Genomic DNA, 21,172 nt, shown 5'->3' on the forward strand with positions numbered 1-21,172 from the left:
GCGAAATTTACGCAGGTACCGAAGCTAAGTCAATAGCAGGATTGGATTTTTTTCAAAAATAGCTTTTAGCAGCAAGCTTTAAGCTGCAAGAAAAAGCGGACTTGCATAAGCAGGCTTGGTACAGTCCCGCCACTACTTGCAGCTTACAGCTTACAGCTGCTTTTCACTGCTCATATACCATCTTCTTGGCCATGCCACCATCGACCACAAACTCCTGGCCCGTGACGAACCCGGCGTTCTTCGACAGCAACCACGCCACCATTGCCGCTACGTCCTCGACCGTCCCTACCCTGCCCGCCGGATGCTGCGCATGATCGGCATCGGTCAGCGGTTCGGCACGCCGTGCCGCCGGGTCTCGCGCGTCGATCCACCCCGGGCTGACCGCGTTGACGCGAATTTCCGGCCCTAAACTGATGGCCAAGGCGTGAGTCAGGGCCAACAAACCGCCCTTGCTCGCCGCATAAGCCTCTGTGTCGGGTTCCGACTGCCCGGCACGGGTCGAGGCCAGGTTGACGATGGCGCCGCTGTGAGCACGCAGGTACGGCGCACAGTGCTTGGCCAACAGCATCGGCCCGCTGAGGTTCACCGCCAGCACCCGATTCCAGTAGGCCAGATCGAGGCTTTCCAGGGTGATGTTGTGCGGGTCGGCCACCGCCGCATTGCACACCAGCGCATCCAGACGCCCGAATTGCCCTAGCACCTCGGCCACGCCCAGTGCCACCTGCGCTTCATTCGCGACGTCCATGGCGATGAACCAGGCGTTATCGCCCAGCACCTTCGCCACTTTCGAACCGCGCTCACGATCCAGATCGATCAGCACCACCTGCCAGCCTTCGCTGATCAGCCAAGCCGCAATCCCCAGACCGATGCCGCGCGCAGCACCGGTGACCAGCGCGACGCGGCCATGGGTGCCCGTGGTCGGCGTCGACAACTCGATCACAAAGCAGCCAACCCGCGCGCCAGATCAGCCTGCAGGTCTGCGACATCTTCCAGACCGACCGCTATGCGGATCAGGCTGTCACAGATCCCTGCCGCTTCACGCTCTTGCGGCGCGAGACGGCCGTGAGAAGTGGTGCTCGGGTGCGTGATGGTGGTTTTGCTGTCGCCCAGGTTGGCAGTGATGGAGATCAGGCGAGTCGCATCGATAAAGCGCCAGGCGCCCTCTTTGCCGCCCTTGACCTCGAAACTCACGACCGCACCGAAAGCCTTCTGCTGACGCTGGGCCAGTTCGTGCTGCGGATGACTCTTGAGACCGGCGTAATGGACTTTCTCGATGCCCTCCTGCTGCTCCAGCCATTCGGCCAGTTGCTGGGCATTGGCGCAGTGCGCCTTCATGCGCAGGCTCAGCGTTTCCAGCCCTTTGAGGAAGATCCAGGCGTTGAACGGGCTCAGGGTCGGCCCAGCCGTACGCAGAAAACCGACGACTTCTTTCATCTGCTCGCTACGACCGGCCACAACGCCGCCCATGCAACGACCCTGGCCATCGATGAACTTGGTCGCCGAGTGCACAACGATGTCCGCGCCCAGCTTCAACGGCTGCTGCAACGCAGGGGTGCAGAAGCAGTTGTCGACCACCAGCATCGTGCCTTTGGCGTGAGCAATTTCCGACAGCGCCTTGATGTCTACCAGCTCGGCCAGCGGGTTGGACGGCGACTCGACGAACAGCAATTTGGTGTTGGCCTTGATCGCCGCATCCCAGCCGGACAAGTCCGCCAGGGGCACGTAATCGACTTCGATACCGAAGCGCTTGAAGTACTTTTCGAACAGACTAATGGTCGAGCCGAACACGCTACGCGAGACCAGAACATGGTCGCCGGCACTGCACAGGCTCATCACCACCGCCATGATCGCGGCCATGCCGGTGGCGGTGGCCACGGCTTGCTCAGCGCTTTCCAGTGCAGCAATACGCTCTTCGAACGCGCGCACGGTCGGGTTGGTGTAGCGCGAGTAAACGTTGCCCGGCACTTCACCGGCAAAGCGTGCCGCCGCATCGGCAGCGGTACGGAATACGTAGCTGGAAGTGAAGAACATAGGATCACCGTGTTCGCCTTCCGGCGTGCGGTGCTGACCGGCGCGTACGGCCAGGGTATCGAACGCTACACCTTCAAGATCGCTGTCCAGCCGACCGGCATCCCAATCCTGACTCATGCTGTCACTCCTAGCCCTGCTCTTGATATAGAGCGTTAATCAGTAGATACAAAACCGGCCCCTCAGGGCCGGTAGTTACTCAGTTGTTGTACAGATCAATGATCGCACTGACTGCCTGGGTCTTGACCTTGGAGGCATCGTTTCGTGCCTGCTCGATCTTGTTCAGGTAAGCCTCGTCGACGTCACCGGTGACGTACTGGCCGTCGAACACCGCGCAATCGAACTTCTCGATCTTGATCTTGCCGCCACCGACCGCTTCGATCAAGTCAGGCAGGTCCTGATAGATCAACCAGTCAGCGCCGATAAGGTCGGCCACGTCCTGGGTCGAACGGTTGTGGGCGATCAGCTCGTGAGCGCTCGGCATGTCGATGCCGTAGACGTTCGGGTAACGCACGGCCGGTGCCGCGGAGCAGAAGTAGACGTTTTTGGCGCCGGCTTCGCGAGCCATCTGGATGATTTGCTTGCAGGTGGTGCCGCGAACGATGGAGTCGTCCACCAGCATCACGTTCTTGCCGCGGAATTCCAGCTCGATGGCGTTGAGCTTCTGGCGTACGGATTTCTTCCGTGCAGCCTGCCCCGGCATGATGAAGGTCCGGCCGATGTAACGGTTCTTCACGAAGCCTTCGCGGAACTTGACGCCCAAGTGGTTCGCCAGTTCCAGGGCCGCGGTGCGGCTGGTGTCCGGAATCGGGATAACCACATCGATGTCGTGATCCGGACGCTCGCGCAGGATCTTCTCGGCGAGCTTCTCGCCCATACGCAGACGGGCCTTGTAGACAGAGACGCCGTCGATGATCGAGTCCGGACGCGCCAGGTAGACGTGTTCGAAAATGCACGGAGTCAGCGACGGGTTAGTCGCGCACTGACGGGTATGCAGCTTGCCGTCTTCAGTGATGTAGACCGCTTCGCCCGGTGCCAGGTCGCGAATCAGGGTGAAACCGAGCACGTCCAGCGAAACGCTTTCGGAGGCGATCATGTACTCGACGCCTTCGTCGGTATGACGCTGGCCGAAGACGATCGGACGGATGCCGTGCGGATCGCGGAAACCGACGATGCCGTAACCGGTCACCATCGCCACGACCGCATAACCACCGACGCAACGGTTGTGCACGTCGGTGACGGCAGCGAACACGTCTTCTTCGGTCGGCTGCAACTTGCCGCGCTGGGCCAGCTCGTGCGCGAACACGTTGAGCAGTACTTCCGAATCGGAGTTGGTGTTGACGTGGCGCAGGTCAGATTCGTAAATCTCCTTGGCCAATTGTTCAACGTTAGTCAGGTTACCGTTGTGCGCCAAGGTGATGCCATACGGCGAGTTGACGTAAAACGGTTGAGCTTCGGCCGAAGTCGAGCTGCCCGCGGTCGGGTAACGCACATGGCCAATGCCCATGTGGCCGACCAGGCGCTGCATGTGACGCTGATGGAACACGTCACGTACCAGGCCATTGTCCTTGCGCAGGAATAACCGGCCATCATGGCTGGTCACGATACCGGCAGCGTCCTGGCCGCGGTGCTGGAGGACGGTTAGCGCGTCATACAGCGCCTGATTGACGTTCGACTTACCGACGATACCGACGATGCCACACATGCGACGCAACCCCTACTTAATGGATCTGAACTGAACACAACTCACTGAGGCGTTTTGGCCGTCGGCAAGAGGTGCTCCTTGAACGGTATATCAGCGGGTACGCTGATTCCGCTGGCAAGCCACTGACTGCTCCACCCCAGGATCAGGTTTTTGGACCAGTCTGCAACCAATAGAAATTTTGGCACGAGTTGTGATTGTTGCCACCACCCGTCCTGCTGTACCGGCCCCAGGCTCAACAGCCCGACCGCCACAACCACCAGCAACACGCCACGCGCTGCGCCGAAGGCCATGCCGAGGAATCGATCGGTCCCGGACAGCCCGGTGACGCGAACCAATTCGCCGATAAGATAATTGATCATTGCGCCTACGATTAAAGTGGCGACAAACATGATGGCACAGCCTGTGATCACACGAGCCGACGGCGTTTCGATGTATCCGCCGAGGTACTCGGACAATGAACCACCGAACATCCAGGCAACGGCTCCTGCGATGATCCAGGTCAGCAGCGAGAGTGCTTCCTTGACGAAGCCGCGGCTCAGACTGATCAAAGCGGAGATGGCGATGATTGCAACGATCGCCCAGTCAACCCAGGTAAATGGCACAGTGCAGCCTACAGACGGATAAGGCGGCGCATTTTAGCAGAGCCCATGGCTGTCGGTAAGCTGAGATTGTCAGTGCTTTTCAAATCGGGGCGATAGTTTTAGCCGCGCTCAGGTTGAAAACGCACCACAAAGCCCTTGAGGTTCTGCTGGCGGCTCAACAAATCACGCAGACGATCGGCTTCCGCGCGCTCGATCAATGGCCCGACGAACACCCGATTTTTGCCATCCGAGGTGCGGATATAGGCGTTGTAGCCTTGGCTACGCAGGGTTTTCTGCAGACTTTCAGCGCTTTCACGACTCGACAGGCTCGCCAGTTGCACCGACCAACTGACCGACAGGCCATTGGCATCGACGCGGCTTGGGGTGGTGGCCGGCTTGCCCGGCGCGACAGCAATCGGCTGGGCAGGGGCCGGCACAGGCTTGGCGACTGGCGTCGGAGGGGGGGTGACCGGTTTGGCTGCCGATGGCACTGATGGAACGGGAGCGCTTGGTGCGATGGGTGTCGACGGCGCTTGCTGCTCGGCAATTTCGTCATCGCTTGGCACCGGTTCCTGCGGCAAGGCTTGCGGTTCAGGCACCACCACCGGCTCGACCTGCACGTGCGGCACGGCTGGCGCTTGTGGTGCAGCCGGAGCATCGACCCTCACCTGGCGCTGTTCGTCCTGACGGGAAAACAGCATCGGCAGGAAAATCACCGCCAGCGCCACCAACACCAGGGCTCCGACCATGCGCTGCTTGTACGCCTTATCCAGCAAAGCCATTTGCCGCTTCCTCCGTGGAGTGCCGGGCCAGCCACTCAAGGGCCTCGGCGACACAATAAAATGATCCGAACAATAAAATCTCGTCGTCGCTCGTCGCCTGTGCACACTGCCCTTCCAGGGCGGCGGCCACGCTTTCATAAGACGTTACCGAGGCGCCAAGGCTCTGCAACGCCGCGTGCAACGGCTCAACGGGCCGCGACCGTGGCGAATCCAGCGGGGCGACAGCCCAATGCTGAACACTAGCATTCAATTCACCGACAACACCTTCCAGATCCTTGTCCGCCAACAACCCGAACACCGCCAGACGTCTGCCGGCCGGCGGTCGGCTGGCCAGACGACGGGCCAGATACTCCGCCGCATGGGGATTGTGCCCCACGTCCAGCAGCAGATTCAGTCGCCTGCCTTGCCAGTCGAACTGACGGCGATCAAGACGACCGACCACCCGCGTCGCTTTCAGCGCTTCAATAATCTGCGCACCCACCCAAGGCAGACCGAGCAGCAGGTAAGCCTGCAAGGCCAGTGCGGCGTTTTCCATTGGCAAATCGAGCAATGGCAGATCATGCAACTCGACCGCACGCCCTTGAGCGTCAAGGCCGCGCCATTGCCAGTTGTGATCGGTGACACCCAGATCGAAATCACGCCCACGCAGGAAAAACGGGCAATTGAGCTCGCGCGCTTTATCCAGCAGAGGTTGAGGGGGATTCAGATCACCACAGAGCGCAGGCGCGCCCTGGCGGAAAATGCCGGCTTTTTCGAAAGCCACGGATTCGCGGGTATCGCCCAGGTAATCCGCATGATCGACGCCGATGCTGGTGACCAGCGCCATGTCCGCATCGACCACGTTGACCGTATCCAGACGCCCGCCCAGCCCGACTTCCAGCACCACCGCATCAAGCCCTGCCTGTTGAAACAGCCAGAACGCCGCCAAGGTGCCCATTTCGAAGTACGTCAGGGAAGTGTCGCCACGACCGGCCTCGACCGCCGCGAAGGCTTCGCACAGCTCGGCATCAGTCGCTTCGACGCCATTGACCTGCACCCGCTCGTTGTAACGCAGCAGGTGCGGAGAATTGTAGACACCGACGTTCAGGCCCTGCGCCCGCAGCAATGAAGCCACGAATGCGCAGGTAGAACCCTTGCCGTTGGTGCCGGTGACCGTGATCACCCGAGGCGCCGGCTTGCCCAGTCCCATGCGGGACGCTACCTGTTGCGAACGCTCCAGCCCCATGTCGATGGCCGAAGGATGCAACTGTTCAAGGTAGGCGAGCCACTCGCCAAGGGTACGCTCGGTCATATGTTCGCAGGTACCGGCGGAACCACGATCGGCTCGATTGGCGCGGCGACGAACTTTGGCGTCGGCAGGCCCATCATTTGTGCCAGCAGGTTGCCCAGACGCGGACGCAGTTCCTGACGGTGAATAATCATGTCGATCGCGCCGTGTTCCAGCAGGAACTCGCTGCGCTGGAAACCTTCCGGCAGTTTTTCGCGCACGGTCTGCTCGATCACGCGCGGACCGGCGAAACCGATCAGGGCTTTCGGCTCACCGACGATTACGTCGCCGAGCATCGCCAGACTGGCGGAAACACCGCCGTAGACCGGGTCGGTCAGTACCGAGATGAACGGAATGCCTTCTTCACGCAGACGCGCCAGCACCGCGGAGGTCTTGGCCATTTGCATCAGGGAGATCAGCGCTTCCTGCATCCGCGCACCACCGGAGGCGGCAAAGCAGATCATCGGGCAACGGTTTTCCAGAGCGTAATTGGCGGCGCGCACGAAGCGCTCACCGACGATGGCGCCCATCGAGCCACCCATGAAGGAAAATTCGAAGGCCGATACCACCACCGGCATACCCAGCAGGGTGCCGCTCATGGAGATCAGTGCATCTTTTTCGCCGGTCTGCTTTTGCGCAGCGGTCAGGCGATCCTTGTACTTCTTGCCGTCGCGGAATTTCAGACGGTCAACCGGCTCCAGGTCCGCGCCCAGTTCGGCACGGCCTTCTGCGTCGAGGAAGATGTCGATGCGCGCGCGCGCGCCGATACGCATGTGGTGGTTGCACTTTGGGCAAACGTCCAGGGTCTTTTCCAGCTCGGGACGATACAACACCGCCTCGCAAGACGGGCATTTGTGCCACAAACCTTCAGGCACCGAGCTCTTCTTGACCTCGGAACGCATGATCGAAGGGATCAGTTTGTCTACTAACCAGTTGCTCATGCTTTCTTTCTCCAGTACCGGCGGCCCGAACGCTCTGGTTCGCAGCCCCGCGTATGCCCTTGAGCTAAATTCATGTGTGTGGCGATGATCGATGGCTTGCCGGGTCAGCGAGAGGTGACCTGCGTACAACCCAAAACATCCTCAGCCATTGCTGCTTTGTGCAAGTGCGCCTGTTTTACACAGAGCAGTGGACGGCGGCAGTCTGCCAGCCGTCACATCAACGTAGGCGCTTCTACACAGCGCCTATAACTGCCTTGATGAATGCCTGAATCTTTGCGTGATCCTTGATGCCCTTGCTCGCTTCCACTCCACCGCTGACATCCACCGCATAAGGCCGAACCCGGGCAATCGCCTCGGCGACGTTGTCTGGCGTCAAGCCGCCCGCCAGGATGATCGGTTTGCTCAGGCCTTGCGGTATCAGTGACCAGTCAAAGGCTTCACCGGTTCCGCCGGGAACGCCTTCGACATAGGTGTCGAGCAGGATCCCGCTGGCACTGGCGTAGGCATCGCAAGCGGCTGCGATGTCATCACCGGCCTTGACCCGCAACACCTTGATGTAAGGCCGGTGCCAGCTTTCACAGTCGGCCGCGGTCTCGTCGCCATGGAACTGCAACAGGTCCAGCGGCACAGCATCGAGGATTTCCCCCAATTCACAGCGGCTGGCGTTGACGAACAAACCCACGGTGGTCACGAACGGCGGCAAAGCCTTGATGATCGCCCTCGCCTGCTGGAACGTCACGGCGCGCGGGCTTTTAGCGTAGAACACAAATCCGATGGCATCGGCCCCGGCCTCGACCGCTGCCAACGCATCTTCTATGCGGGTAATCCCACAAATTTTGCTGCGAACGGCTGGCATGTCGATAGAACCTCAGGACAAATCCGGGAAAGTCCCGGATGGTAACAAAAGCGTTCGAGGGCGTCAGCCGTCAAGTTCCGAGAAACCAGTGAGGAAGTGTGGGCCGATGTAACGCTCGGGCAATTCGAACTCGTCGCGATACTCGACCTGTACCAGATACAGGCCAAACGGATGGGCCGTCACCCCGCCGGAACGACGAATACGACTTTCCAGCACTTCCTTCATCCATTCCACGGGACGTTCGCCGGCACCAATGGTCATCAGCACGCCGGCGATGTTGCGCACCATGTGGTGCAGGAACGCGCTGGCGCGGATATCCAGCACGATCATTTTGCCATGGCGGGTGACGCGCAGGTGATGCAGCTCCTTGATCGGCGACTTGGCCTGGCACTGGCCGGCGCGGAATGCGCTGAAGTCGTGGGTGCCTACCAGATACTGAGCAGCCTCGGACATGCACTCGACGTCCAGTGGACGGTGATTCCAGGTGATTTCTTCGTTCAGGTGCGCCGGGCGGATCTGATCGTTGTAGATCACGTAGCGATACCGCCGGGCGATGGCCTTGAACCGCGCATGGAAATCCGCCGGCATAACCTTGGCCCAGCTGACGCTGACGTCGTGCGGCAAGTTGATGTTGGCACCCATGACCCAAGCCTTCATCGAACGCTCGACCTGGGTATCGAAATGCACCACTTGCCCGCAAGCATGCACACCGGCGTCGGTGCGTCCGGCGCAATGCAGCGACACGGGTGAGTCGGCGACTTTGGACAAGGCCTTTTCGAGGGTTTCCTGCACCGTGGCCACACCGGAGGCCTGACGCTGCCAGCCGCGATAACGCGAGCCTTTGTATTCAACGCCCAACGCGATCCGGAAAAAGCCGTCGGCCGCCATTTCGGCGGCCGGATTATCTATATTTGCCAAGGGGGTGACAGCCTGCTGATCTACGCAAAGGCAGGCATTATAAGGCCGCTGGACCGGGACGCCAGCGCTGCATGTTTCCCCGCCCTGCCCGACCGGCGCAATGCCGGTTCTAATGTTGAACGGAGGCAAGCTTGTTCCACCGGAAAACTGGCGCTAAGCATAAATAATGCCGACCACCCAACGGCCACAGGTTTCGCGTCCAGACTGCCTGGTATTGGGGCAAGCCCCCCTCATCCCACATCCATACGTGTCGGTTTTTTACAAAAAAATCGTTGAATGACGCTTTTTACGCGGTATGTGCCGCTTTCTGCCTTGCTCTGCAAGCGTGTCTCTACGATCCTTCAAGAACAACGAAAACACCCGAGAAACTGCCATGAAGACCGTCGCCCAACTGCTCAAGTTAAAGGCCCAACAGAATCAGGAAGTCCATACCATTGCGCCTCATCAAATGGTGCTGGAAGCGCTGATGGTGATGGCCTCGAAAAACGTCGGTGCGTTGCCGGTCGTGAAAGAGGGCAAAGTGGTCGGCATCATCAGCGAGCGGGACTATGCTCGCAAACTGGTGCTCAAGGGGCGTTCCTCCGTCGGCACACCGGTCAGCGACATCATGGTAGCGCCGGTCATCACCGTAGACACCCATCAAACCGTCGAAACCTGCATGGGCATCATGTCCGAAAAACGCCTGCGACATTTGCCGGTGGTGGAAAACGGCGAATTGATAGGCCTGCTGTCGATCGGTGACCTGGTCAAGGAAGCCATCGCTGAACAGGCTGAACTGATTCGGCAGTTGGAGCAGTACATTCGCGGCGAGTGATCCTGTGGCGATGTGTTCCTATGGCCAATGCCGCGCGAAAACCGGTGCCAATGCCGGGTGTCGGTCAAAGCGTTCGAGCCAGGCGGAGAACCCCGGCCGCGCGGTGCGCAAGTGCTCCCGCGTACCCGCCCAGCGCGTCACCACCGCCGCCAGAATATCCAGGGCGCCCGGCGCGCCCTCACCCAGGTACAACTTGCCGGCGAACTGATCGGCAAACACTTCCCAACTCCAATGCAGACGTTGGCGCGCACCGGCCATTAGATTTTCCCTCGATGATTCGTCCGCCTCGGCCAGCCAGCGTTCGGGATAATCGATGATGCCGATGGCGGCATAGCAATTGCTGACGATGTACACCAGGCCCCGAATAACCTGATCGCGCTTGAGCGGGTTTTCCGGTAGCAGGTTCGACGCAGGGAACGTGAGGCCCAGATGGATCAGGATCGCCGCACTCTCGGTGAGTACACCGCCATCGGGCAATTGCAGGGTGGGAATCTGCTTGAGCGGGTTGAGCTTCTCCAACGCCTGCACCGACTCCTGGGACGATGAAACATCGATGAAGCGATAAGGAACCTCGCACAGTTCCAACGCCGCTTCGATGGCGGCCGCACCCGAGTTTTGATGCCCATAGAGCTGATACATGACTAAATCTCCTCTGCGACCCTTTCTTTGTAGCAGTTGCCGAAGATTGCGTTCGAATCTCTTATCAGCGCCAGTCAGTCAAGGCTTGTACACCGCTTCCACACCTCCCCTTCTGGCTCGGTCACATCCCCGCGCGCTTCATACAGCGCTGATAACGCTCATCGACTCGCTTGGCGAACCACGCCGTAGTGAGTTTGCGAGTGATTTTCGGGCTTTGCAGCACAATCCCTGGCAACACCGCACGGGGTAATGGCCGGCCTTCAGCCTGCTCGGCCAAGGCGAACACGCGCCGATACAGCTTGGTGTCCTCGAATTCGAGACTGTTACCCTCCTCCAGTTGATCGCGAATGGTCGGGTTACGCATGTCCAATCGCTTGCCGAGCGTGCGCACCGCCAATTCTGTGGTGTCAGGCATGATCGAGCCGTGGCGCACCAGATCGCCATCCAGCATCAGTGCAATGCCCGTCGCACGACTTACCGCGTTCTGAAATGCCGCATTGCGGCTGGCGTACCAACCGGCGTTGTAATCAGCGAAGCGATACAGCGGTTGCTTGTAGCTCACCGGATAACCGAGCAAGTGGGCAATACCGAAATACAGGCCACCACGGCGCGTGAACACTTCGCGGCGAATCGAGCCATCCACCGGATAGGGATAATTGCGCGCCTGCTGCTCGGCGAAGTCGATGCTGACCTGCATCGGCCCACCGGTGTGCACTGGGTTGAAACCATCGAACAGCGTCCGCCCCATGGGCACCATGCCGATGAAGTCATCGAACATCGCGCTGAGTTCTTTTTCACTGCGCGCGGCATTCAGTCGATCGCTGTAACTTTTGCCATTGGGTGAATTCACCTGCAAGGCACCGCTCACCAACAGGCTGGGGATGTGAGCCTTGGCGGCGCGGCGGTCAATCTCGTCCCGGGCGATCTTGCCCAGGCCCGGCACCGGTGGATCAACCTGAAACGTCGATTCCTGCTCAGTGACCGCGAGTACCGAACACAGGTTTTGTGTGGTCGGCGAAACATTCTGCGCGGTAAACGCCGCGTAAATATCCGTGGCCCAACCCTGACGGTCGACTGTCTTGGCCGGGAGCAGACGCAGGATCTCTGCCTTGACCTCGGCAGCCTTGCGGGCCGGCGGTTCCTGAGTGCGCTGGGTACCGCAACCGGCCAGGAGCAACAACGCCGCGAGGCTCATGATCAATCGATTGGCTTGCATGGTGCTCCATCAAAATCCGTTGAGCCAGGTTAACCATACGATCAATGGCATGGCGCAGGCTATGACTGTGACGGTCGCGGACTGTTCCCCCGCCCCGTAGTGCTCAAGCCACGTTTTCCGTTGGGCAGCCGGGCGGCCGGTGCATCCCGGTTGAACCATACTTGATCCAGACACCCAGGAGGGAACAGGCTCATGAACCGTAGCGATGTGCTGATCATCGGTGCTGGCCCAACCGGGCTGGTCCTGGCGCTGTGGCTGAGCAAACTGGGGATTGCGGTGCGGATTATCGACAAGACGTCGGCCCCCGGCACCACCTCGCGCGCACTGGCAGTGCAGGCTCGAACGCTTGAATTGTATCGCCAGCTCGACCTCAGCGCCGCCGTTGTACAAAACGGCCATAAAGTGGCCGCAGCGAATTTCTGGGTCAAGGGCCAACCGGTCGCACGCCTGCCACTGAGTACCATCGGCGAGGGTCTGACGCCCTATGCGTTTCTGGAAATCTATCCGCAAGACGAGCACGAACGCCTGCTGATCGAACGTTTGGAGGCTTTCGGTATTACGGTGGAGCGCGACACCGAACTGCAGAGCTTCGAGGAAACCGGCGACGGCATCACGGCGATACTGCGCTTGCCTGATGGCCAGCAGGAAACCTGCCAGGCCTGTTACCTCGCCGGTTGCGACGGCGCCCGGTCGATTGTGCGCAAGACGCTGGACACCGGTTTTCCGGGCGGCACCTACCAGCAGATTTTCTACGTGGCGGATGTGCAGGCTCGCGGCCCCACGTTCAACGGTGAACTGCATGTAGACCTCGACGAAGCTGACTTCCTCGCCGTTTTCCCCTTGTCCAGCGAAGGTCGCGCCCGACTGATCGGCACGGTTCGCGACGAGCGTGCCGACCGCGCCGAAACCCTCCAGTTTGAAGACGTCAGCAGCCGGGCCATTGAGAATTTAAAGCTGCGGATAGATCAGGTGAACTGGTTCTCGACCTACCACGTGCATCACCGGGTTGCGGATCACTTTCGCACAGGGCGCGCGTTTCTATTGGGTGACGCTGCCCATGTCCACAGCCCGGCAGGTGGCCAAGGCATGAACACCGGGATTGGCGATGCGATCAATCTGGCCTGGAAACTCGCAACAGTGTTGAGCGGCGGCGCCACGCCCAAACTGCTCGACAGTTATGAAACCGAACGCATCGCCTTTGCCCGGCGCCTGGTAGCCACCACTGATCGGGTCTTCAGTTTCGTTACGGCCGATGGGCCAATTGCCGACATAGTGCGTATGCGCGTGGCACCTTTTTTGATGCCGAAAATGATCTCGCTGGAACCGGTTAGGGAGTTCATGTTTCGCACGGTGTCGCAGACCACCCTCAACTATCGCGGCATGCCGTTGAGCGAAGGGGTTGCGGGCCATGTTCACGGCGGTGATCGTCTGCCCTGGGCCCACGACGCTGAAGGGGACAATTTCGAATCGCTGAAGGACCTGACCTGGCAGGTGCATGTATACGGCGACACCAGCGACGAGATGATCGCCTGGTGCACCGAGCATCACCTGCCGGTGCAGGTGTTCGACTGGCGGCCTGTGTTTGAAGCAGTCGGGCTGGCGCGCAACGGGTTTTACCTGCTGCGGCCGGATACGTACGTGGCGATTGCCGACTACAGCGCCGATCCGAAGGTGATCGAGCGGTATTTCCGGGACCGTGAGATTCGGCCGTTCTTCGGCTGAACCCACGATTACCGAGACTGATCGTTCCCACGCTCTGCGTGGGAATGCAGCCAGGGACGCTCCGCGTCCCAACAAGCGTGACGCAGAGCGTCACAGGAGGCGTTCCCACGCGTAGCATGGGAACGATCTTTCAAAACAGTTAGATCCCGGCCAGGGCCAGGTCCATCGCGAAGTAGGTGAAGATCAAATCCGCCCCGGCCCGCTTGATCGCCCCCAGGCTCTCACGTACCACTCGGTCTTCATCGATTGCCCCAGCCTGGGCGGCGAATTTGATCATCGCGTACTCGCCACTCACCTGATACGCCGACAGCGGCAAACGCGAGGCTTCGCGGATGTCACGGATGATGTCCAAGTAGGCGCCGGCCGGTTTGACCATCAACGCGTCGGCGCCTTCCTGCTCGTCCATCAGAGATTCACGCACGGCTTCGCGGCGGTTCATCGGGTTCATCTGATAGCTTTTTCGGTCGCCCTTCAGCGCACTGCCGCCGGCCTCGCGGAACGGGCCATAAAGTGCCGAAGCGAATTTGGTCGAATAGGCCATGATCGCGGTCTGGCTGAAGCCCGCTTCATCGAGCGCCCGGCGAATGGCCTGGACCTGCCCGTCCATGGCCGCCGACGGTGCAATCACATCGGCGCCAGCCCGAGCAGCCGCTACGGCTTGTTTGCCGAGGTTGATCAAGGTCTGGTCATTGTCGACTTCGTGGTGGTGCAATACACCGCAATGGCCGTGGTCGGTGTACTCGCAGAAACAGGTGTCGGACATCACGATCATGTCCGGCACGGCATCCTTGGCGATGCGCGACATGCGCGACACCAGACCATTGTCGCTCCAGGTGTCGCTGCCGCTGTTGTCCAGATGATGGGACACGCCAAACGTCATCACCGACTTGATCCCGGCCCGAGCGTAACGCTCGATCTCGCCGGCCAGCTTCGACTCGGGAATGCGCATCACTCCGGGCATGCTCTTGATCGGCACGAAATCGTCGATTTCTTCCTCGACGAAAATCGGCAGCACCAGGTCGTTCAAGCTGAACTCGGTTTCCTGGAACAGGCTGCGCAGGCTCGCATTGCGGCGCAGACGGCGTGGACGTGCTTCGGGGAACTGACTGGGCATGGGTCTTCCTGAAAAAACGGCGGATGAGAGAATAGTCGTAGGGGGCGAAGCTTATGCCCAGTGCGGCGCTGGGCACAAACCTCGATCGCTCAAGGCTGCATTACCGCACTGGTAACAATCACCGCATCCAGCACAGAACCCTGTGGGATAGCTCAAAGAGGTTGCTTGGGGATTTCCAACCCGCGAATCACCGCAGGTCTTGCCAGGAAACGTTCCAGTACGCGGGTGACGTTGGGGAAATTCTGGATACCGACCAGGTCGCCGGCCTCGTAGAAGCCAATCAGGTTGCGTACCCATGGAAAGGTCGCGATGTCGGCGATGGTATAGCGTTCACCCATGATCCAGTCGCGCCCTTGCAGACGGCCATCGAGGACGTTAAGCAAGCGCTTGCTTTCGTCGACGTAGCGATCACGGGGACGCTTGTCTTCGTAGTCCTTGCCAGCGAATTTGTTGAAGAAACCGAGCTGGCCGAACATCGGACCGATACCGCCCATCTGAAACATCAGCCATTGAAGGGTCTCATAACGCGCCGCCGATTCCTGCGCCAGCAGTTGCCCGCTCTTGTCGGCGAGGTAAATCAGAATCGCCCCGGACTCGAACAACGCCAGCGGTTGGTCCCCTGGACCGTGGGGGTCGAGGATTGCCGGGATCTTGTTATTGGGGTTCAGCGACAGAAATTCAGGGGATAACTGATCATGGGTGTCGAAGCTCACACGATGCGGCTCGTAGGGCAGCCCGATTTCCTCGAGCATGATCGAAACCTTGACGCCATTGGGCGTTGGCAAGGAATAGAGCTGGATCCACTCCGGGTACTGTGCCGGCCATTTTCGGGTGATGGGGAATGCAGACAAATCGGTCATAAGGGGCATCCACGGAAAAATCGAAGCGAAGATCATAATGTAGAGCTGCCGAAGGCTGCGCCTACGAGGAAGCCGGGTAACAGGAAATATGCCTCGTCCATAAATCCGCAACATCTTGTCGATAACCTTTCCTCCAATCCGTTCAAGGGTGGCTAAAGTTCCAGGCACGGATCGAACCAAAGGGCTTCAGAGGACTCTGAGCATTGCCCTTTAGAAAACGGACCGGAGCAACGACATGGAAAACACTCGATGCCGGGCGCTCGCAGTGTGAAAGCTTGTCAGCCTTAACCGAATACGCTGGAGAGACCTATTCGATGATGAATCCATTGAAATTCGCCCAACGCTTCAAACATCGTGCTTATGTCTTCCTGCCCTCTCTGCTGGCGGTCAGCGCCTTGTTTTTGTCGCTGGAGTCCAGTGACAGCCGCGCCCAACCGGCGGACGGCACCCAGACGCTGGTGTTCCTGCGCCACGCGGAAAAACCCGCCGGCGGCCTGGGTCAGCTCAATTGTCAGGGACTGAACCGCGCCATTGACCTGGCCACCTTGTTGCCGGAAAAATTCGGCAAGGCCAACTACGTGTTTGCCGCCAACCCGACGCGCAATGTCGAGGAAGGCGAACTGGATAATTCCTATAGTTACATCCGCCCCCTGATGACCATCAGTCCCAGCGCGATCAAGCTTGGTTTGCCGGTGAACATCAACTTCTCGGCTAACGACACCAGCAATCTGGCGGATGAACTGCTCCATGACAAGTATCACAACTCGGTCATCTATACGGCCTGGTCCCATGGTTACTTACCCGAACTGATCAACAAGGTCGCCGGGGAAGCCGTCGGCAAAAAACAGAACATCACCGATGACTGGGAATCGAGCGACTACGACTCGCTGTACGTGCTCACGCTGACCTGGCACAACGGCAAGGCCAGCCTGCAGAGCCACAGCTACAAGCAAGGGTTGGATAACGGTCGGGAGAGCTGTCCGACGTAAGCGGTCGGGCGGCTGTCAGGCCTCTTCGCGGGCAAGAGGCCAGTAAACCCGCCACCTAACCCCGCTGGTTACCTCGCGCTCTCAGATATTCGAGCACCGCCCCCCGCTCCCCGACAAACTCGATCCGCGTCCCCTTTTTCTCCCGCTGAAACGCATACATCGGGTCGTAATACTCACGCAGCAACCCTTCGATCCAGTCCCGGTGCAAATCCACCGCGCCGCTATTCGCCTGTTCTGCCAGCGCGGCTTCCATCAAAATCAACATCCGCTGATGACGTTCGCCACCCAACCGTTTCTGGACATTGTTCAAACTCGCCAGCAAACGTTCGGAAAACAGCGCGAAGCCTTCATCGCCATGCACTTCGATGAACTCGGCGCACAAGTCCACCACGTAATCACGCAGGATCCGCTCGACCCGCCCTTCCAGGCTGTCTTCCAGCCAGACCATCGAAAATTGCTGCATGCCCTGATACAGCGGCAGCGGCAAGGCGCAACTGCCAATCGCGCGGCTCTCGTCTTCCAGCACGAACTGTTCGATACCGCGGGCGCGCTTCTTCAGCACGTCCACGGCCAAGCGATTTTCAAAGTCGATGTTGGAGGGCTGGCCGGTGGCGCGCTTGCCGAAACTGGAGCCGCGATGATGGGCGTGGCCTTCAAGGTCCAGCCCGTTGTTCAATTGCGTGAGCACCTCGGTCTTGCCGGTGCCGGTCATGCCACCCAGCAAAACGAAATCGCACTGGGCAATGGCCTGATCGAGCGTGTCGAGCAAAAAGGTGCGCATGGCCTTGTAGCCGCCACCGACCCGCGGATAGTCGATACCCGCTTCGTCCTTCAGCCACTGCTGAACGATCTGCGAACGTAGCCCGCCGCGAAAACAATATAAATAGCCATCTGGATGCGCCCGGGCAAAATCGGCCCAGGCCTGGATGCGCTCGGCCTTGATCTCGCCAGACACCAATTGATGCCCCAGCGTGATGGCCGCTTGCTGACCTTGCTGCTTGTAGCAAGTGCCGATCCGTTGCCGCTCGAGGTCATTCATCAGCGGCAGGTTGACCACGCCGGGGAATGAGCCCTTGAGGAATTCGACCGGCGCGCGGGTATCCATCATCGGCCGATCGTTGAGAAAGATGTCGCGGTAATCGGTGAAGTCGATGGACATCAAAACACCTCTACCGCGTTGGTCTGTCGCTCAACCAGTTCGCCGATCGGCTCAAGGCTCAGGCCGAGTTCGGCGGCTATTTTGAGGAATTGTTCGTTACCTTCAGGGGTGACAGCAATCAGCAGGCCGCCGCTGGTCTGCGGGTCGCAGAGCACGCGTTTATGCAACTCCTGGAGCCGGCCAACCTTGTTGGCGTAACTGTCAAAATTGCGCAGCGTGCCGCCCGGCACACAGCCCTGATCAAGATAGTACTCGACACCCGGCAGGCGCGGCACCCGGTCATATTCGATGCGGGCGGTCACGTTGCTGCCGTCGGCCATTTCCACCAAGTGCCCGAGCAGGCCAAAACCGGTGACGTCGGTCATCGCGGTCACGCCGTCGAGTTTGCCGAAACGGCTGCCGGGTTTGTTCAGGGTGCACATCCAGTCGCGCGCCAGGCCAATGTCGGCATGGCGCAACTTGCCCTTCTTCTCGGCCGTGGTGAAGATGCCGATGCCCAAGGGCTTGGTGAGATACAGCAAGCAACCGGCGGTGGCGGTGTCGTTGCGCTTCATGTGGCGCTTTTCCACCAGCCCGGTCACGGCCAGGCCGAAGATCGGTTCTGGCGCGTCGATGGAATGGCCGCCAGCCAGTGGGATCCCCGCTTCATCGCAGACCGAACGCCCGCCGCGAATCACTTCCCGGGCAATCTCCGGCGCCAGCACATTGACCGGCCAGCCGAGGATCGCAATCGCCATCAACGGATCGCCGCCCATGGCGTAGATATCGCTGATGGCGTTGGTGGCGGCTATGCGACCGAAGTCGAACGGATCGTCGACGATCGGCATGAAAAAGTCGGTGGTCGATACTACGCCACGCTCTTCGTCGATGGCATACACCGCCGCGTCATCGCGCGAGGCGTTGCCGACCCAGAGTTTCGGGTCCAGGTTCTGCGCACCGCTGCCGGCCAGAATTACCTCCAGCACCTGGGGCGAAATCTTGCAGCCACAACCTGCGCCGTGGCTGTACTGGGTCAGACGAATCGGCTCGCTCATCGGGGGGCACCTTGTGAAGTCAATGCCGAGGATTCTACAGCAACGGAGCGAGCCTACTCGCGATAGGGCCGAAGTATTCAACATAGAGACGGACTGTGACGGTTCCGCCGGCGCACCTTGGGCCTTAAGCTAGGATCATTGGGGGCCGGGAAGGCTCTATGATTACGAGGCGTCCGGCTGTCGCCAGTCACTGTCACCGTCCGACAATTCGACTGAATTTTCCCCGAGCCTCGCGATCCCTCTATAACTACAGGGAGGAATACTGGCTTTATGAACAATGCAAAACTTTTCGTTATTGAATACACCCTTCATGGCCAGCCCAAGTCTTTCATTATCCGTCTGGACAAAATGAACAATGCAGAGGCTTGGCACTGGGCAAGTTGCGACGCCGGTGTCGGCCGGATCCCGCGCTTTGGTCGTGAGCAGGTGCAAAAGACCAGCAAACCGCTGGCGGAAAAATTCGGCATCGAGAATGTGACCTGGCGACCGGCCAGTTGAGCGTCAAAAAGGAGGGGAAAGACTCAAATCGAAGTGGAGCCTGGAAGGCTCCACTTTTTGGCTGAACGGTCAGTGTTTAGCACACTTGCAGCCTTTGGTGGCGCATTCTTCGCCGTGTTCGTGGTGCTTGGCGCAGGCTTCACAGCAAAAGTGCTTGCCGTGGCGCACGATGGGGTGTTCACCCAGCTTACAGTTGCATTTCGGGCAGTCGCAGGTACCGTCATTCATAAGTCTGAACTCCGTGGTTAGGGTCGTCCGGGTGCGACGGGGGCGCACCGTAATACCAGTGTAGGAGTTGGAATCAGTCCTGCCCCGCTCACGACATCAAATACGAAATTGCCCGACCAGTTGCCCCAGGCGCCGACCCAGATCGGCCAGGCTGCGCGAGGTCTGGGCGCCGAGCTGGGTTTCGTCGGCGACGCTGTCTACGGCCACGGCAATTTGATGCACGCTGCGGTTGATCTCTTCGGCCACGGCGGTTTGCTCCTCGGCGGCGCTGGCGATCTGGGCGTTCATCGAGTTGATGGTGCCGATCAGCTGGGCCATGGCGTCCAGAGACGCCCCCGCCTCGTTGGCCTGGGCCGACGTGCCGTCGCCGGCCTCGCTGGAGCGGCGCATGGCCTCGACGGCCGATTGAGTGCCGGCCTGCAAGCGGTCGATCATGCTCTGGATTTCCTGGGTGCTGATTTGCGTGCGACTGGCCAATGCCCGCACTTCGTCGGCGACCACCGCAAACCCACGCCCGGCCTCACCCGCGCGAGCTGCTTCAATGGCGGCATTGAGCGCCAGAAGGTTGGTCTGCTCGGCAATCGAACGGATCACCCCGAGCACGCTGACAATCGACGACACGTCTTTTTGCAGGCTGTCGAGAGACGCGCCGCTGCTGCGAATGTCATTCACCAATGCATGAATCTTCACGATACTGCCAGCCACCACGCGCTTGGCGGCCTGGCCTTCTTCGTCGGTCTGCTGGGCAGCGACCGCCGCGTTTTGTGCACTTTTGGCCACTTCCTGGGCCGCCGCCGACATTTCGTTGATCGCCGTGGCCACCTGATCGGTTTCGTGACGCTGGCGCTCCATGGCCTGATCCGAGCGCTGGGCCTGATCAGACACCTGATTCACCAGCCCGGTCAGTTGCGAAGTCATTTCAGTGATCTGCCGCACCAGGCCGTGGATCTTGTCGACGAAACGGTTGAACGAGCCGGCCAGTTCGCCGAGTTCATCCTGGCTGGTGATGGTCAGACGTCGGGTCAGGTCGCCCTCGCCCGCCGCGATGTCATCGAGGTTGGCTTTCATCAGGTTCAGCGGACGCAAAATGGTGTTGGCCAGCAACATCCCGGCCGCGGCGATCAGCAGCAGCACCACCCCCGCAATCCCGACAATGCTCAGCACCACGCCTTGCATGCGTTCCTGGACCTTGACCTCAACCAGCGCCACTTGAGCTTCGATGCCGTCGAGATTGATCGAGGTGCCGACCGCCATGTCCCACTTGGACAGGTATTCGGTGTAGCCGAGTTTGGGCACCAGCACTTGGGTGTTGCCGGGCAGCGGCGAGCTGTATTGCAGGTAGTGAGTACCGTCCTTGGCGACTTTCACCAGATCGCGGTTGACGTAGACGCCGTTCGGGTCGCGGTTGTCCTTGAAGCTCTGGCCCACGCCTTCGGGGCTGCTGGCCTTGAACAGGCGCACGGTATTGGAGTCGTAGCCGAAGAAGTAGCCGTCCTTGCCGTAGGTGATGCTCGACAACAACTTGATCACCTGCGCCCGCGCCGCATCATCGCCGGGGGCGGCTGCGTCGTAGAGCGGTTTGATCGTGGTCATGGCCACAGCAACATAACTTTGCAGGGTCGCCTTGGCATCGCTGAGCAGTCGCTGACGGGTTTCCTCGACTTCCTTGCGGGCCTGCTCTTGCAGAATGAACAGTGTGGTCAGGCTGATGACCAGCGCAAAGAGCAACACCGGGAGGACGGCAAGGGACAGGACTTTAGCCTTCAGGCTCATGACGTTCACTCTTTTGGTTTTATTGGCGTGGTTAAAGGCTTTAACGGC

21 protein-coding genes and 1 pseudogene are annotated in these 21,172 nt (G+C 59.9%); 4 read left to right on the plus strand and 18 right to left on the minus strand.

What is annotated here, in order from left to right:
* Positions 1-163 precede the first annotated feature (163 nt).
* The 9 genes from LOY56_RS17995 to truA form a co-directional block, all read right to left on the minus strand.
* A complete protein-coding gene (locus LOY56_RS17995; protein WP_258616136.1) occupies positions 164-940 on the minus strand; it encodes an SDR family oxidoreductase in 777 nt (258 codons plus the stop codon).
* Positions 937-2,148 carry an O-succinylhomoserine sulfhydrylase gene (locus LOY56_RS18000; RefSeq protein WP_258616138.1) on the minus strand — a complete coding sequence of 404 codons (1,212 nt, stop codon included), beginning with the start codon at positions 2,146-2,148 and terminating at the stop codon, positions 937-939. The genes LOY56_RS17995 and LOY56_RS18000 overlap by 4 nt, the downstream gene beginning before the upstream one ends.
* Before the next feature lie 79 nt (positions 2,149-2,227).
* Positions 2,228-3,733, minus strand: a complete 1,506-nt coding sequence (gene purF / locus LOY56_RS18005; RefSeq protein WP_007905939.1) for an amidophosphoribosyltransferase — start codon at positions 3,731-3,733, stop codon at positions 2,228-2,230.
* 41 nt (positions 3,734-3,774) lie between these two features.
* Complete coding sequence (locus LOY56_RS18010) at positions 3,775-4,335, minus strand: CvpA family protein (protein WP_258616145.1); 561 nt, start codon at positions 4,333-4,335, stop codon at positions 3,775-3,777.
* Between the two features lie 98 nt (positions 4,336-4,433).
* The gene (locus tag LOY56_RS18015) at positions 4,434-5,096 is read right to left on the minus strand and encodes an SPOR domain-containing protein (RefSeq protein ID WP_258616147.1); all 663 of its coding nucleotides are present in this window, start codon (positions 5,094-5,096) and stop codon (positions 4,434-4,436) included.
* Positions 5,080-6,387: a bifunctional tetrahydrofolate synthase/dihydrofolate synthase gene (folC, locus tag LOY56_RS18020; RefSeq protein WP_258616148.1), complete on the minus strand. Its 1,308-nt coding sequence runs from the start codon at positions 6,385-6,387 to the stop codon at positions 5,080-5,082. The genes LOY56_RS18015 and folC overlap by 17 nt, the downstream gene beginning before the upstream one ends.
* Positions 6,384-7,304, minus strand: a complete 921-nt coding sequence (accD, locus tag LOY56_RS18025) for an acetyl-CoA carboxylase, carboxyltransferase subunit beta (protein WP_056744405.1) — start codon at positions 7,302-7,304, stop codon at positions 6,384-6,386. The genes folC and accD overlap by 4 nt, the downstream gene beginning before the upstream one ends.
* Before the next feature lie 232 nt (positions 7,305-7,536).
* Positions 7,537-8,160 (minus strand): phosphoribosylanthranilate isomerase, encoded by a 624-nt coding sequence (locus tag LOY56_RS18030; protein WP_258616151.1) that lies wholly within the window; start codon positions 8,158-8,160, stop codon positions 7,537-7,539.
* A gap of 63 nt (positions 8,161-8,223) precedes the next feature.
* Positions 8,224-9,048 (minus strand): tRNA pseudouridine(38-40) synthase TruA, encoded by an 825-nt coding sequence (truA, locus tag LOY56_RS18035; protein ID WP_258622764.1) that lies wholly within the window; start codon positions 9,046-9,048, stop codon positions 8,224-8,226.
* A 403-nt stretch (positions 9,049-9,451) separates the two neighbouring features.
* Between truA and LOY56_RS18040 the strand changes: the two genes are divergently transcribed.
* Positions 9,452-9,892, plus strand: a complete 441-nt coding sequence (locus LOY56_RS18040; protein ID WP_258616152.1) for a CBS domain-containing protein — start codon at positions 9,452-9,454, stop codon at positions 9,890-9,892.
* 18 nt (positions 9,893-9,910) lie between these two features.
* On the opposite strand, the gene LOY56_RS18045 is transcribed toward LOY56_RS18040, so the two are convergent.
* Complete coding sequence (locus LOY56_RS18045; protein ID WP_258616155.1) at positions 9,911-10,531, minus strand: glutathione S-transferase; 621 nt, start codon at positions 10,529-10,531, stop codon at positions 9,911-9,913.
* 121 nt (positions 10,532-10,652) lie between these two features.
* Positions 10,653-11,747 (minus strand): DUF1615 domain-containing protein, encoded by a 1,095-nt coding sequence (locus LOY56_RS18050; RefSeq protein WP_258616158.1) that lies wholly within the window; start codon positions 11,745-11,747, stop codon positions 10,653-10,655.
* Positions 11,748-11,939: 192 nt separating this feature from the next.
* Here LOY56_RS18050 and LOY56_RS18055 point away from each other — a divergent pair, with 192 nt between their 5' ends.
* The gene (locus tag LOY56_RS18055) at positions 11,940-13,469 is read left to right on the plus strand and encodes an FAD-dependent monooxygenase (protein ID WP_258616159.1); all 1,530 of its coding nucleotides are present in this window, start codon (positions 11,940-11,942) and stop codon (positions 13,467-13,469) included.
* A 139-nt stretch (positions 13,470-13,608) separates the two neighbouring features.
* Here LOY56_RS18055 and hemB read toward each other — a convergent pair whose 3' ends face one another.
* Together hemB and LOY56_RS18065 are read right to left on the minus strand one after the other, a co-directional pair.
* Positions 13,609-14,583, minus strand: coding sequence for a porphobilinogen synthase (gene hemB, locus LOY56_RS18060; protein ID WP_258616162.1), 975 nt, complete (start codon positions 14,581-14,583; stop codon positions 13,609-13,611).
* 152 nt (positions 14,584-14,735) lie between these two features.
* A complete protein-coding gene (locus LOY56_RS18065; protein WP_258616165.1) occupies positions 14,736-15,443 on the minus strand; it encodes a glutathione binding-like protein in 708 nt (235 codons plus the stop codon).
* A gap of 314 nt (positions 15,444-15,757) precedes the next feature.
* Between LOY56_RS18065 and LOY56_RS18070 the strand changes: the two genes are divergently transcribed.
* On the plus strand, positions 15,758-16,432 hold the full coding sequence (locus LOY56_RS18070; RefSeq protein WP_258616168.1) for a histidine phosphatase family protein: 675 nt from the start codon (positions 15,758-15,760) through the stop codon (positions 16,430-16,432).
* A gap of 55 nt (positions 16,433-16,487) precedes the next feature.
* Here LOY56_RS18070 and mnmH read toward each other — a convergent pair whose 3' ends face one another.
* Both mnmH and selD read right to left on the minus strand, forming a co-directional pair.
* Positions 16,488-17,591, minus strand: coding sequence for a tRNA 2-selenouridine(34) synthase MnmH (gene mnmH / locus LOY56_RS18075; RefSeq protein WP_258616170.1), 1,104 nt, complete (start codon positions 17,589-17,591; stop codon positions 16,488-16,490).
* The gene (gene selD, locus LOY56_RS18080) at positions 17,591-18,625 is read right to left on the minus strand and encodes a selenide, water dikinase SelD (RefSeq protein WP_258616171.1); all 1,035 of its coding nucleotides are present in this window, start codon (positions 18,623-18,625) and stop codon (positions 17,591-17,593) included. Before selD ends, mnmH begins: the two co-directional genes overlap by 1 nt.
* 270 nt (positions 18,626-18,895) lie before the next feature.
* Here selD and LOY56_RS18085 point away from each other — a divergent pair, with 270 nt between their 5' ends.
* Positions 18,896-19,123: a DUF6555 family protein gene (locus LOY56_RS18085; RefSeq protein ID WP_258616172.1), complete on the plus strand. Its 228-nt coding sequence runs from the start codon at positions 18,896-18,898 to the stop codon at positions 19,121-19,123.
* Positions 19,124-19,192: 69 nt separating this feature from the next.
* Here the strand turns inward: LOY56_RS18085 and LOY56_RS18090 are convergent, their stop codons facing one another.
* The 3 genes and pseudogenes from LOY56_RS18090 to LOY56_RS27060 form a co-directional block, all read right to left on the minus strand.
* A complete protein-coding gene (locus LOY56_RS18090) occupies positions 19,193-19,351 on the minus strand; it encodes a metallothionein (protein ID WP_258616173.1) in 159 nt (52 codons plus the stop codon).
* Positions 19,352-19,447: 96 nt separating this feature from the next.
* Positions 19,448-20,269, minus strand: a complete 822-nt coding sequence (locus LOY56_RS27055; RefSeq protein WP_408980391.1) for a methyl-accepting chemotaxis protein — start codon at positions 20,267-20,269, stop codon at positions 19,448-19,450.
* A 36-nt stretch (positions 20,270-20,305) separates the two neighbouring features.
* Positions 20,306-21,124 (minus strand): annotated as a pseudogene (locus tag LOY56_RS27060) (cache domain-containing protein); the annotation flags it as partial.
* Between the last annotated feature and the right edge of the window lie 48 nt (positions 21,125-21,172).

The organism is Pseudomonas sp. B21-048 (assembly GCF_024748615.1).
Classification (GTDB): domain Bacteria; phylum Pseudomonadota; class Gammaproteobacteria; order Pseudomonadales; family Pseudomonadaceae; genus Aquipseudomonas.

What these genes read in the sequence shown, in the direction of transcription:
- LOY56_RS18000 (WP_258616138.1), bottom strand. Translation starts at nt 2,148, where the DNA reads ATGAGTCAGGATTGGGATGCCGGTCGGCTGGACAGCGATCTTGAAGGT.
- purF (WP_007905939.1), bottom strand. Translation starts at nt 3,733, where the DNA reads ATGTGTGGCATCGTCGGTATCGTCGGTAAGTCGAACGTCAATCAGGCG.
- LOY56_RS18015 (WP_258616147.1), bottom strand. Translation starts at nt 5,096, where the DNA reads ATGGCTTTGCTGGATAAGGCGTACAAGCAGCGCATGGTCGGAGCCCTG.
- folC (WP_258616148.1), bottom strand. Translation starts at nt 6,387, where the DNA reads ATGACCGAGCGTACCCTTGGCGAGTGGCTCGCCTACCTTGAACAGTTG.
- accD (WP_056744405.1), bottom strand. Translation starts at nt 7,304, where the DNA reads ATGAGCAACTGGTTAGTAGACAAACTGATCCCTTCGATCATGCGTTCC.
- LOY56_RS18030 (WP_258616151.1), bottom strand. Translation starts at nt 8,160, where the DNA reads ATGCCAGCCGTTCGCAGCAAAATTTGTGGGATTACCCGCATAGAAGAT.
- truA (WP_258622764.1), bottom strand. Translation starts at nt 9,048, where the DNA reads ATGGCGGCCGACGGCTTTTTCCGGATCGCGTTGGGCGTTGAATACAAA.
- LOY56_RS18040 (WP_258616152.1), top strand. Translation starts at nt 9,452, where the DNA reads ATGAAGACCGTCGCCCAACTGCTCAAGTTAAAGGCCCAACAGAATCAG.
- LOY56_RS18045 (WP_258616155.1), bottom strand. Translation starts at nt 10,531, where the DNA reads ATGTATCAGCTCTATGGGCATCAAAACTCGGGTGCGGCCGCCATCGAA.
- LOY56_RS18050 (WP_258616158.1), bottom strand. Translation starts at nt 11,747, where the DNA reads ATGCAAGCCAATCGATTGATCATGAGCCTCGCGGCGTTGTTGCTCCTG.
- LOY56_RS18055 (WP_258616159.1), top strand. Translation starts at nt 11,940, where the DNA reads ATGAACCGTAGCGATGTGCTGATCATCGGTGCTGGCCCAACCGGGCTG.
- hemB (WP_258616162.1), bottom strand. Translation starts at nt 14,583, where the DNA reads ATGCCCAGTCAGTTCCCCGAAGCACGTCCACGCCGTCTGCGCCGCAAT.
- LOY56_RS18065 (WP_258616165.1), bottom strand. Translation starts at nt 15,443, where the DNA reads ATGACCGATTTGTCTGCATTCCCCATCACCCGAAAATGGCCGGCACAG.
- LOY56_RS18070 (WP_258616168.1), top strand. Translation starts at nt 15,758, where the DNA reads ATGATGAATCCATTGAAATTCGCCCAACGCTTCAAACATCGTGCTTAT.
- mnmH (WP_258616170.1), bottom strand. Translation starts at nt 17,591, where the DNA reads ATGTCCATCGACTTCACCGATTACCGCGACATCTTTCTCAACGATCGG.
- selD (WP_258616171.1), bottom strand. Translation starts at nt 18,625, where the DNA reads ATGAGCGAGCCGATTCGTCTGACCCAGTACAGCCACGGCGCAGGTTGT.
- LOY56_RS18085 (WP_258616172.1), top strand. Translation starts at nt 18,896, where the DNA reads ATGAACAATGCAAAACTTTTCGTTATTGAATACACCCTTCATGGCCAG.
- LOY56_RS18090 (WP_258616173.1), bottom strand. Translation starts at nt 19,351, where the DNA reads ATGAATGACGGTACCTGCGACTGCCCGAAATGCAACTGTAAGCTGGGT.
- LOY56_RS27055 (WP_408980391.1), bottom strand. Translation starts at nt 20,269, where the DNA reads ATGACTTCGCAACTGACCGGGCTGGTGAATCAGGTGTCTGATCAGGCC.